General features: G+C 33.7%; 10 protein-coding genes and 1 pseudogene. 4 read left to right on the forward strand and 7 right to left on the reverse strand.

Going from position 1 to position 12,942, the window contains the following annotated elements; translation table 11 throughout:
* Positions 1-493: 493 nt before the first annotated feature.
* Positions 494-2,659 (reverse strand): annotated as a pseudogene (locus DKK79_RS09510) (Tex family protein); the annotation flags it as partial.
* Between the two features lie 44 nt (positions 2,660-2,703).
* Between DKK79_RS09510 and greB the strand changes: the two are divergent.
* On the forward strand, positions 2,704-3,186 hold the full coding sequence (gene greB, locus DKK79_RS09515) for a transcription elongation factor GreB (RefSeq protein ID WP_110423863.1): 483 nt from the start codon (positions 2,704-2,706) through the stop codon (positions 3,184-3,186).
* 14 nt (positions 3,187-3,200) lie between these two features.
* Here the strand turns inward: greB and DKK79_RS09520 are convergent, their stop codons facing one another.
* The 5 genes from DKK79_RS09520 to DKK79_RS09540 form a co-directional block, all read right to left on the reverse strand.
* Positions 3,201-3,647 (reverse strand): PTS sugar transporter subunit IIA, encoded by a 447-nt coding sequence (locus DKK79_RS09520; RefSeq protein WP_110423864.1) that lies wholly within the window; start codon positions 3,645-3,647, stop codon positions 3,201-3,203.
* Positions 3,648-3,732: 85 nt separating this feature from the next.
* Positions 3,733-4,656 (reverse strand): transketolase family protein, encoded by a 924-nt coding sequence (locus tag DKK79_RS09525; protein WP_110424072.1) that lies wholly within the window; start codon positions 4,654-4,656, stop codon positions 3,733-3,735.
* A 5-nt stretch (positions 4,657-4,661) separates the two neighbouring features.
* Positions 4,662-5,459, reverse strand: coding sequence for a transketolase (locus DKK79_RS09530; RefSeq protein WP_110423865.1), 798 nt, complete (start codon positions 5,457-5,459; stop codon positions 4,662-4,664).
* Positions 5,460-5,492: 33 nt separating this feature from the next.
* The gene (locus tag DKK79_RS09535) at positions 5,493-6,518 is read right to left on the reverse strand and encodes a zinc-dependent alcohol dehydrogenase (protein ID WP_110423866.1); all 1,026 of its coding nucleotides are present in this window, start codon (positions 6,516-6,518) and stop codon (positions 5,493-5,495) included.
* Positions 6,519-6,574: 56 nt separating this feature from the next.
* On the reverse strand, positions 6,575-8,026 hold the full coding sequence (locus DKK79_RS09540; protein WP_110423867.1) for a PTS mannitol transporter subunit IICB: 1,452 nt from the start codon (positions 8,024-8,026) through the stop codon (positions 6,575-6,577).
* A 326-nt stretch (positions 8,027-8,352) separates the two neighbouring features.
* On the opposite strand from DKK79_RS09540, the gene DKK79_RS09545 reads away from it, so the two are divergent.
* The 3 genes from DKK79_RS09545 to DKK79_RS09555 all read left to right on the forward strand — a co-directional run bounded on the left by DKK79_RS09545 (position 8,353) and on the right by DKK79_RS09555 (position 11,958).
* Complete coding sequence (locus tag DKK79_RS09545) at positions 8,353-9,093, forward strand: GntR family transcriptional regulator (protein WP_110423868.1); 741 nt, start codon at positions 8,353-8,355, stop codon at positions 9,091-9,093.
* Positions 9,094-9,192: 99 nt separating this feature from the next.
* On the forward strand, positions 9,193-10,296 hold the full coding sequence (locus tag DKK79_RS09550; RefSeq protein WP_110423869.1) for a YcbX family protein: 1,104 nt from the start codon (positions 9,193-9,195) through the stop codon (positions 10,294-10,296).
* A gap of 81 nt (positions 10,297-10,377) precedes the next feature.
* Positions 10,378-11,958: a tetratricopeptide repeat protein gene (locus DKK79_RS09555; RefSeq protein WP_110423870.1), complete on the forward strand. Its 1,581-nt coding sequence runs from the start codon at positions 10,378-10,380 to the stop codon at positions 11,956-11,958.
* A gap of 109 nt (positions 11,959-12,067) precedes the next feature.
* Here the strand turns inward: DKK79_RS09555 and DKK79_RS09560 are convergent, their stop codons facing one another.
* Positions 12,068-12,649, reverse strand: a complete 582-nt coding sequence (locus DKK79_RS09560; protein ID WP_110423871.1) for a cell division protein ZapC — start codon at positions 12,647-12,649, stop codon at positions 12,068-12,070.
* Between the last annotated feature and the right edge of the window lie 293 nt (positions 12,650-12,942).

Here is a 12,942-nt window from a genome sequence, read left to right on the forward strand (position 1 = left end):
GACAAAAATCCGCTTACTGAAAATCATCCAAGGTACAGTTTGAACAAAATTACTTTTGTTTGAGACTTAAATCGTAACATCCTAAATTCTAAAAAATTTAAAATAAGAACATCAGATAAATATTTTGAAAAGCTAAAAAGATATGATTAAAAGTAAATTTAATACGAGTGTAAATTGATATAAAATCAATAGTAGTTCTAATTATATATTAATTATCTTTAAGAGGGAAATAAAAAAAGAGATTATTTTATACATTATTAATAGGAACCAACAATTAAAAATATTAAATTTCATTTTACACGTTATATTGGTTTACATTAATAAAATAAGGGGGAGTCCCCCCTTTAATATTACTATAAATCTATTTATTTTTTTTAAATGCCGCGGCAAAGGCATTACCCATTGCGCTATTAGTTGCCGCTGTAGCCGGACGATGTTTACTATTAGATGATACATTTACTGATTTATTATCCACTTTTGTAGAGGTCGTGTCATCTAAACGCATTGATAAAGCGATACGTTTTCGAGGGATATCAACTTCTATCACTTTTACTTTTACAATGTCACCTGTTTTAACTATAGTTCGCGGATCATCTACAAATTTATTGGATAACGCCGAGATATGAACCAGACCGTCTTGATGCACACCAATATCGACAAAAGCGCCAAAATTAGTTACATTAGTTACTGCTCCTTCCATAATCATACCAATTTTTAAATCTTCCATTGTTTCAATATTATCGGCAAATTGTGCGGTTTTAAATTCAGGCCGAGGATCTCGCCCTGGTTTATCTAATTCTTTGATAATATCCGTTACTGTCGGCACACCAAAATGGTCATCGACATAATCAACCGCTTTTAATGATTTTAGATAGTTTGAATCCCCTAAAATATCTTTTAAAGATTTATGGTTTTTAGCTAAAATTCGCTCAACCACAGGGTAAGCTTCAGGATGAACAGCCGATGCATCAAGTGGGTTAGTACCTTCCATAATTCTTAAAAAACCGGCACATTGTTCAAAGGCTTTAGGCCCTAATCGTGGCACTTTTAATAATTGTTTTCTATCGGCAAATTTACCGTTTTCGTTACGCCAATCGACAATATTTTGAGCAATAACCTTATTAAGACCGGCAATACGTGCAAGTAGCATCATTGAAGCGGTATTTAAATTAACACCTACCGCATTAACCCCATCTTCAACCACCGCATCAAGTTTTTTCGCAAGTTGAGTTTGGCTTACATCATGTTGATATTGACCAACACCTATCGATTTTGGATCAATTTTAACTAATTCAGCTAATGGATCTTGCAAACGTCGCGCAATGGAAACCGCACCACGGATTGATACGTCGAGATCAGGAAACTCTTGTGCCGCAAGTTCTGAGGCAGAATAAACTGAAGCTCCTGCTTCACTTACGATCACTTTTTGTCCTTTTACTTCAGGGTATTTTTTCTGGACGTCAAGATAAAAGCGTTCTGTCTCACGTGAAGCAGTACCATTACCGATCGCGACAAGTTCAACTTGATATTTTATACAAAGTGCTGCAACCATCATTGCTGCTTTGTCCGCCTGACCGGTATGTGGATAGATAGTTTCTGTTGCGACTAATTTACCTGTCGCATCAACAACGGCAATTTTAACACCAGTTCGCAAACCAGGGTCCATCCCCATGGTGACCTTCATTCCAGCTGGTGCCGCCATTAACATATCGTGTAGATTAGCGGCAAAAACATTAATAGCTTCTTCTTCGGCTCGTTCTCGCAATGTGGTCATTAATTCGGTTTCCATGTGCATTAGGATTTTAATGCGCCATGTCCAGTTGATCACTGCTTTTCGCCACTTATCAGCTGGCTGATCGTTGAAGCGCACGCCTAGGTGTTCAGTAATAATCTGCTCGCAATAACTCTCTTTAGGTGCTTCTTCGAACTGTGGATCCGCATTTAATGATAGTTGTAAAAATCCTTCATTTCGACCACGGAACATCGCTAAAGCTCGATGTGATGGTACTTTGGAAATAAGTTCACTTTGGGCAAAATAATCTCTAAATTTAGCGCCTTCTTCCTCTTTACCGGTTATAACTTGAGAAACAAGGTGGGCATTATTCCAAAGATAATGACGAACTTTGGCTAGTAAAGCAGCGTCTTCGGCAAAGCGCTCCATTAAAATATAACGCGCACCATCTAATGCTGATTTAGTATCAGCTACGCCTTTTTCTGAATCAATATATTTTTCAGCTTCTGCCTCTGGCTTGAGATCTGGTCGTTGCCATAAATCATCAGCAAGTGGCTCAAGACCTGCTTCTATAGCTATTTGTCCGCGTGTGCGACGTTTTGGTTTATAAGGAAGATAGAGATCTTCTAATTCGGTTTTACTAAGGGTATTGGTAATTTTTTGGTTTAATTCGGGGGTTAATTTTCCTTGTTCCTCAATTGATTTTAAAATCGTCTGTTTTCGATCCTCTAGTTCTCGAAGATAACTTAAACGACTATCTAAGGTACGTAATTGGGTATCATCCAATCCACCGGTTACCTCTTTACGATAGCGAGCAATAAAGGGGACGGTACTACCATCATCTAATAATTGTATGGCAGCTAAAACTTGTTCTGGTTTTACGGTTAATTCACCCGCTATAATATGGCTAATTTGATTATTTATCATGGTATCTCTGTATATCTTGTCGATTAACGGAATTTAAATTCATCATGCAAAAAGCTAATTATATAACAAGAGAAGGCTACTTGGCACTCGATCGTGAACTGAAATATTTATGGAAAGAAGAAAGACCAAGAGTAACCCAAGCTGTATCTGATGCGGCCGCACTCGGCGATCGTAGTGAGAATGCCGAATATATCTATGGAAAAAGACGACTAAGAGAAATTGATAGACGTGTACGATTCTTGACTAAACGCTTAGAGATCTTAAAAATTGTCGATCCTGATCCGCGTCAAGAGGGTAAGGTTTTTTTTGGCGCATGGGTAAAATTAGAAGATGATTCAGGAAAATTACATATTTATCGAATCGTCGGTACCGATGAATTCGATCCGAAGAGAAATTGGATATCCATCAATAGCCCTGTTGCCAGAGCTTTGATTGGTCATAAGATTGATGATGAAATATCAGTTATCACACCAAACGGTAAAACGTTTTATTATATTATTGATATTAGTTACCAAGAACTTGTTTAGATGTGTTTTTATGATTATTTAAATAATAAACATTCAAAATCATCTACGTTATCAACTTTGATTAAATTATCAAGTCGATCGTCTTCATCCAGCCATTCGATGAGATCAGACATCGCATCAATATGCTTATTATTGTCTGATGCAGCTAACATAATAAGCAAAGATATTTTTTCACCGTCAGGAAAAATAACTGGATGAGTGCATTTTAATAAAGAAAACTTTGTATCATCACAAATTACACCATTTTCAGAACGAGCATGAGGTAAGGCAAAGCCATCTGCAATAATAAAGTAAGCACCAATTTCATTAACATTATCAATAATAGATGTGATATATCTTTGTTCGATGTGATTGTTTTCGATTAATGAATTTCCAACTATTTGAATCGCACTTTTCCAATCCAAATTTTCTTTACTAAATTGCCAATGCTGCTCAAAAATAGGATGTAACTGTTTAGACATATTTTAACCTTTACTCTTGTATTACTTATTATTAATTTCTAACTTTAAAATGGTTACAAGCTACCACTTGTAACCATTATTTATTTTAAGATAAAACCTGCAAAAATTGGTCACAAATATTTTGACCACTAATGCCATATTTATCTTTTAATTGACTACTTTTTCCTGATTCGGTAAACGTATCACAAACGCCTATCCTTATGAGTGGTTTTAAAATACCATTTTGCATACTTTGCTCGGCAATTAATCCACCAACTCCACCATTAATACTATGGTTTTCAACAGTTATAATGACATTAACCTGTTGACATAAGGATTTAAATTTTTCCTCATTAAATGGTTTAATACAAGCTAAATGTATAAGTTTACCTTTATGACCAAGTGCGGATAATTTTTGATAACCGTCATTAGCTTGTTCGTAACTTGCCCCTTCGAAGATGATGGCAAAATCATTTCCTTCATCAATAACCGCATCAATGTCATTGACTCGAGGAACGATTGTTTTATCCCGAACTGGCATTGGTTCACGTGCAACTCTAATGTAAACTGGACCATTAATTTTAGCCGCTTGTTCAAAAGCTTGGTAAACTTCATCGGCATCAGCAGGCGATAAAACGGTTAGATTAGGTAAAACTCTTGTTAACGCAATATCTTCTAGAGCATGATGTGAGGCACCATCAAATCCACCATCAACACCTGGGTGAGTTCCAACTATTTTAATATTGGCATTTGCATAACAAGATTGACGCAGCTGAGTCCATACTGTTCCGGTTGCAAAAATAGCAAAATCGATAAAGAACGGAATTAATCCTTCGAATGATTGACCCGTGGCAAAACTTAATGATGAAGCCTCAGCAATACCCATTTCAAAAAAACGTTCTGGGTAATTTTTTGCAAACTGATCTGCACGAGTTGAACTAGCTAAATCACAATCAATAACAGTAATTGGGAAATTGTTTTCTGCTAATTGAATTAACGCTTTACCAATTGCATCTCGAGGTGCTTTCATTTCTGTCATTGTAAATCCTCCATAGCTTGTTTATATTCGACATCAGTTGGTGTTTTAGAATGCCAATCACCATTATTTTCCATAAAACTAACCCCTTTCCCTTTAATGGTGTGTGCTAAAATAGCTATCGGTTTTCCTTTATAATGACGCGCCAAAGCAAAACCATCGACAACTTGTTGCATATCATTACCGTCGGTTAATTCAATTACGTGCCAACCAAAAACTCGTAATTTGTCAGCCAATGGCTCTAATCTACATACTGAATTTACCTCGTCATGAGACGATAATTTGTTGTAATCAATAACCGCAACTAAATTATCCATTTGCATGTGAGCGGCTTGTTGTAGCGCTTCCCAAATTTGTCCTTCATGCATTTCACCATCACCAATGATGGCATAAACTTTATTAGGATCATTATTGAGTTTTTTGGCGGCAGCCATTCCCAATGCAATTGACAAACCTTGGCCTAATAAACCTGTATTTGCATCAAGTTGTGGGACCGTTTTGATATTAGGATGCCCTTGCAGACGAGAATTTAAATTACGAAAAGTACTCATTTCTTCATCTTTAATAAAACCTAATTGTTTAAGTAATGCGTACTGAATGGCAACCGCGTGACCTTTACTCATCACTAGCCGAGCTCGCGGGCTTTGGTTGAAATTAATTTCATTGTGATAAAGGTAGGTCATGATATCGGTTATTGATAATGCCCCACCTGGGTGACCTGCCCCTGAACGATATATCATAGTGACAATATCACGTCTGGCTTGTTTTGCTGAAGTTTTTAACTGTTCAATATTCATTATTTCCTCACTAGTTCTGTTCCATAATCAAGCTCAACATTTAATAAGCACTTTAAGTTTGCCATCAAGATTTCCCGATATAGCTTGTTGAAAGGCTTTATCGGCATCTTCTAATGAAAATACTTTTTCATAAATAATTTGGGATAAGTCGGTTTGAACTTCTTTTCGATTTAATAATTTTGCCGTATTAATCAGATCTTCCGGTGTATACATATGACTGGAAATAACGGTTATTTCTGATGATTGTAATTCATGAAGATTTACACTATTTCCTTTAGCATATTGGGCGATAAGCACTAAATATTCTGGTTTTCGTTGAGAATCAATAATTTCATCAAATACCTTTCTAACCCCCGAGCATTCAAAAATGATTGGTCTAATTTTTGAATTTAAAATATCGACTTCAGAGATACTATTTTTCACCGTGAAACCAAGTTCATTAAGTAATTTAACTCGAGCTTGATTGGTTTCAATGATAATTGGTTTTAGATTATGAAGATGTTTTAAAACCAAGCCGGTCACTACACCGATAGTGCCACCACCAGTAATAATGATTGGATAATTATTTAAATCTATATTTTCTAGAAGCGTAACTGCATGGTAACCGACCGCCAAAGGTTCAAATGTTGCGGCTATTTTAAGATCGATGTTATTGTCTAATTTGACTAAATGATCAAGATCTATGGTGATATATTGCGCTAAAGTCCCATCTAATCTAAATCCCATTACACGGCGATTTACACGACAAATATTAGGATGTCCATTAACACAGTTAACACATTCCCCACAGCCAACAAGTGGATTGATTGCCACGTGATCACCAACTGAAAATCCTTTAGTATTAGGACTTACTTTGGTAATAACTCCAACCGCTTCATGGCCTTGAATAAAGTTTGTTGGTGGCTTCAATGAGGGATGCATTCCCAGATAGAAGTGGGTATCTGAACCACAGATACCACCATATTCAATTTTAACGACTGCATTTCCATCATTGAGTGAGGGTTCAGGAAGCTCAATGATGTCTGTTTTTTTAATATCAGTTATTTTCACTGCTTTCATGTTTTGTCTCTTTATTAAAAGTTATAAAATTCTTTTTTCAATTAAATAGGGTCATATTAAGAGAGAGCTTGTTTTATATCGTTGATTAATTGATCTAATTTCGGATCTCCAATGTAGTTTTTAATACTTACAATTGGTTGTTTAACTGTATGGCTTGCTCTTTCAACCAAACGTTCTTGAATAACAACAAGATCAGCTTCTTGCGGCACATTTTCGATTGAAAAATGCTTCACAATAATCTCTTTATCAACACCATTTTCCTTCAAGAGTTTTTTGAATCTTGATGCACCTAGCGCACTTGAACCCGCTCCAGCGTCACAAGCAAAAGCAATGAATTGAATGTTTTTTAGATCAAGTTCTTGTTCATGAGATTGATTTGATAATTGAATGTCAGCTTTGGCTTTTAAATAAGCTTTATTACTTCCTTCTGTTTTAGTATTAATGACTTCTTGTTTTGAATTAGAGAAATCTTCATCTTTTTCAGTGATTGGACTGATTTTAAGTAACAAACTACAACCAATAAATGAAACTGCCGCAGCGGCACCTATACCACATATTGTTGCAAGATGTTTGCCTGGAGGTGTAAGTGCTAAGAAAGCAAAAATTGATCCTGGTGTTGCACCGGCAACTAATCCGGCATTCATAAGTGAGAAAACCATAATTCCCGCAGCCGAACCTAACATTAGTGGGAAAATCATTAGAGGACGCATATAAACATATGGGAAATACATTTCATGAATACCACCAAAGAAATGAATAATAGTAGCTGCTGGTGCTGATTTTTTACTCATACCTTTACCGAAAAAGCAGAATGCTAATAGTAGTCCTAATCCAGGGCCTGGGCTGGCAAATACCATGAAGTAAACCGAAGATCCGTTAACTAAAGCATCCTTCATCCCTAACTGATAGAATATTGCCTGATCGATAGCATTATTTAGGAATAGTACCCTCGTTGGTTCAATTAGTAAGGCAAGAGAAGCTAAATAGCCTGTTTGCAATAATCCGTCTATTGCGGCGGCAATGATATTGGTGATAGATAGCATGAATGGGCCAATAAAATAATAACCTAAAATTGCTAATCCCATTCCTAAGAAACCTAATGCAAAATTTTGAATGATGTTTTCAAAGCCATTAGGTAAACGATTTTCTAATAATTTATCCAGCTGCTTACTGCAATAGCCCCCTAAAGGTCCCATCGCCATTGCACCTAATAACATAGGTATATCTGAACCAACGACAATCCCCATGGTACCGACAGTACCAATTATTGCACCGCGTTTACCTCCAACCATGTCACCACCGGTATAACCTACCAGCATCGGTAACATATAAGTAATCATAGGACTAACTAAACTGCCTAGTTGTTCGTTAGGTAACCAACCTGCAGGAATAAAAAGTGCGGTAATAAATCCCCAAGCCATGAAAGCGCCAATATTTGGTATAACCATAGCCGTGAGAAATCCACCAAAACTTTGAATTTTAGCTCTCAATGATAGTTTCTTATCCATAGTAAAATTCCTTAAAAAATAAAACATACACTCATATTTAATATGACTACTCATATAAGTAGTGAATCAATAATATTTAATAAACAAAATATGTATATATATTTTTATTCAAAGTGTTAACTAAATCACATTTTAGTCATTATTTTTATGAATAGACATATTTTTGGGTCTACTTAATAGAAGATTAAATTTATTTGCAGGGCATAAAGCAAATTGACTATCAATAACAACTTAATAATCTGATCACTGTTTTATATAGTTGAAATATTGCTATTTGTAGTTAATTAAATGAAAATGGTGACTAATCGAAAAAATGAGGAATAAAAATGAGTGGTAACATAACAATTAAACAATTAAAAGTTATCAATTACATTACTAACCTAATTGAAGAGAAAAACTTATCTACCGGTGAAAAAATTGATACTGAAGTTAATATTGCCAAGATTTTAGATGTAACCCGTACCACAGTTAGAGAAGCAACAAGACATTTATTAGAAGAGGGTTTGGTTTATCGTGTTAGAAAGTCAGGATTACATGTTGGTTCATCCGAACGAAATATTAATTTAACTGGTAAATTCAATGTTATTTCACATTTCGATTATCAAGCTAAAAAACAGGGTTATAAGGGATCGAGAAAAGTACTCTCAGCAAGTATTGTTCCTGTTCCTAGTGAAGAATTGGCCAATTTACTTAAATTAAAAAAAAGCGATTTTGTTTATAAGATTGAAAGATTAATGTTTTTTGATAATATTCCAGTATCTCTCGAATTTACCCTAATACCGACAAATTTATTTGATCAGTTTCAATTTAGTCAATTAGAGATATCTAAATTTGGTTATATTGAAGAAAGTACAGGAAAAAAAGTAAAAAAACGCATTCAAAATATCATGGCAGTAAATGTCGATGATGAAAAGATTGAAAACGCATTAAATGTGCCAAAAAATACCGCATTATTAAAACTTGAGGAAGTCACCTATCTTGAGGATGATACGCCTTGTGAACACAATATTTCTTTTATAAAAGCTGAATATCATCCTATACAAAATATAATTGAACGACGATTATAAGATTGATGATTGAAGAATTTGTCTAATTCGGTGTTTAAATATATAAATTACCAATAATTAGCTATATAATTTTCGATAACTAATTAAATACTTAACTATATGATTACCGTTAACCACCTCTTTATCTATCCTATTAAATCAATGCATGGTATTAAGTTGACGCATGCCAAGAGTATTGATGGTGGTTTTGAATATGACCGTATTTTAATGATAAGTGAACCGGATGGAACATTTATTACAGCACGGCAATATCCAGAACTTTTAAAATTGAAAACCGTAATAATTGATAATCAAATACAGGTTTCGTTACCGACTAACAAGTCAATAATGATTAATCTTAATGAGTTTTCACTGAGTAACGAAGCAACCGAAGTTTGGGGAAATCACTTCACCTCACATATTGCGCCAATTAAAGTTAATCAATTTTTTAGCCAATTTCTGCAAAAAGATGTGCAGCTACGGTGGATCGGTAAACAACTGAGTCGAAGAACTAAACGCTATCCTGATGTACCAGTTAGCTTTGCTGATGGTTATCCATATTTGTTATTGAATCTTGCGTCATTTAATTATCTTGAACAGCAATGTCCTGAAAAATTAGATATTCGGCAATTTCGTGGCAATATTATTATTAAAGGAGCACTACCTTTTGCTGAAGATGGATGGAAAACTATCAAAATTGGTGACGTTATTTTTGATATCGTCAAACCTTGTACCCGTTGTGTATTAACCACATTCAATGTCAACTCAGCCATGGCATTACCTAATAATGAACCTTTAAGAACTTTAAGTTACTTTAGAGCTGATTTAGAAGGTAAACTCGATTTTGGCATGAATATGATTGCTCGCAATCATGGTACCGTATCTATTGGTGATAAAATTGAGATACTAGAGCGGCAACCGGCTAAAAATTACATAAAAAACTTTCCTAAACAAGCAACAAAAGACTCTCAACCTTGTACAATCACATTCGAAGATAAAAAAATTGTTGGCAATAATCAACAAACAATTTTAGAACAACTCGAACAAAATAATATTTCACTGCCTAATTCTTGTCGAGTCGGTGTATGTGGACGCTGCTCAGTGTTATTAAAAAAAGGCAAGGTAAAATCATTAACTCAATCTGCGGTTAATCAAGATAGACATATTCTAACCTGTAGTTGTATCCCGAAAGGAGATATCACGATAGAACTGAAAAAACAGTAATAAAGCTAGAATTATAAACATGATCAATAGATAATGGATTTAATTTATTAAAATTACAAGATTAATATTAGGTCACAATGGATGTTAGGAAAAACAATATTATTTATCCTTTTAGGATTACTCTCTACATCTGCTCTTTCGTTAGATCATTATAAAATGGTATTTGATGATATAAAGAACGGTAAAGAAGGAAAAGTTATTAAAGAATTAGCAGAAGGTAATTCAACCCATCTAACCTATCTTACAAGTTTAGGAATGAACTATATTGAATTAGCTCATAATTTTAATCCAAAAGATTGTTATAAACTCTATAAAATTCATGATTTAATATCTAGTTGGTATGATAATTTTATTCTAACCGAAAATATCTATTATAACGATTATGATGAGGAGAAAGAATATAATGATTCCTTAGCATATAGATGTAAAAAAGTAGATTTTGCAGACATAAATTATTTTATTAAACCTAAATTAGTAGATAAAGGATTATCACTAATTCGAATAGCAATCCTGAATGGTGATTTAAACGCTGTCCGATTATTAATAGATTTAAAAGATTCCGATAAAATCCCATACAGCTATATCATAAATTTAATCAACCGTTTAAAAAAAGATAATAAGATAAATATTAATCAATATGTATCGTTTTTAATTGGACAAGACTATCTTACCGCTCAAAATATTGATCCAATAAACGCATTGCAGCAATTTGCTAATGCAAGAGATATTAATGATCAATCTTTATCCTATTTGATAGCTTATGCTAAAATTGAAGAACAAATTGAGTTTTTTTTAGATGATAAACACAATTTTAGTGAAGAGGATTATAAATATAAAAACAAAGTAATTGATAAAAAGAGCTTAGAAGATATTCATGAGAATGCTTCCCGAGGCGATATAAAATCCTTACTATATTTGAGCCAACATTATGTTAACGAAACAAAGCTAAATCAAGCCTTAATGTATTTTAATCAAGCTTGCTCATTATCTTCTTCACGTGCATGTGAAATATATAAACTGCGGCGCGATCTTTCAAGAAGAAGTGATCTTTACCCTTTATTAGAAAAATTTGATAAAGATACACCTGATCCTGAAATCGCCATAGCTATTGCTAAATGGTGTGAATCACATAACAAGGATTTAACTGCAATTTATTTCTATTCATATGTTGCTGATAATAATCCTAAATTATTCCTTAATTATGTTAAAAGTCCTAGAATCCTGGAAAAGATTTCTTCCAAGTATGACTATGATTCAAACCTTGAACAAAAAATTTATTGGTTAGAAGCAGCCGCAAATGCAGGTAGTTTTTCATCTAAACAAACATTATCCGAAATGTATATGAAAGGCGATTATGTAATTAAAAATTATGACAAAGCAATCTATTGGCATCAAAGATACTGTTTCGATGAACAATATGAATATACACAGGGAAGTTGTACTGCTTTAAATATACTAAGACAAGATCCTCAATTACAACGCGCATTAAATAATGGTGATATGGATGCCCAGTACGAAATAGGTTCTATGTTTATTGAACATGAAACATTGTATGATATAGGAATTGATTTACTTGAAAAAGCAGCTAAACAAGGTCATTTTTCAGCTGAAATGATATTACGTTTGAAGCGTCAAAAAAACCATATAAACTTTTCTGGATAATATCAAATTGAAAGTAAAATGATCTTATTAAATGTAACAGTTAAGTTAAAAAGAGTAGATTAATAAATGAGTAGGGACTTGCTACTCATTTAGAATAAAATTCTATTAATTAAGAAATAGCTTTTAATGCTAATTCCTCATTCTCAGAAACTGCTGAATTTTCTTTTTTTACTATTGAGTTAACTAAAGCTAATCTGTCGTTCATCACTTTAATCGCTTCGGAAAAATAGAAAGTTTTGTTCATAGCGACGAACGTTCGTTGGGCAACAACACACAGAGAAGCGTTTTCACCAGCCTCAACGACCAACAAATTGATTTTTTGACCAGTTTCTTGTAGATTCACTTCCACAATATCTGCAACTTTTGGTTTATAAAGTCGAGGTTGTTGAGAGAAATACCAACTTTTAGGCATTTGTGGTTTTAAAAAATTAGAGGCAACCACTGCATTAATAGATAATTCAATTTTTTTGGAATCGCTTAAAAGTAAAGGTTGGCAGCTATCATAAAACAGATAGTAAGCTGTTGCATCATCGACAGAAAAAGGGAATTCACCAAAAACATCTGGTATGAATATTTTACTTGCGTAATTACATCGAAATAATATTTCTGATGAAATTTCAAGCATTAAACTATCATATTCATTATCAAAATACCAACGCCAGCTATCAGTTGGTCGAAAAGCCATTTTCATTGATATTTTTATCCTTACCTAATTGAATTAAATTTGAACAAATATACCATAGCAAATATAAAAAATAAATAAAAAAATAAAATAACAAAAATTTAATTATTTAATTTTTAAAAATTTTATCAAAATTTATGAATGATCTTCGCGATCTAAGTTGGATCATTTTTGATCTGTTTGGATCAAATTATAGCTCACCGAAAACCTAAAAGGATCTTGAGGCCGCTATAACTGCGATATTCGGGGATAAAGCTAGATACGATATTTATTTGAAATAAGAGTTAGTAAAAAAGGATCAT

This window comes from Gilliamella apicola (genome assembly GCF_003202915.1).
Lineage (GTDB): Bacteria > Pseudomonadota > Gammaproteobacteria > Enterobacterales > Orbaceae > Gilliamella > Gilliamella apicola_Q.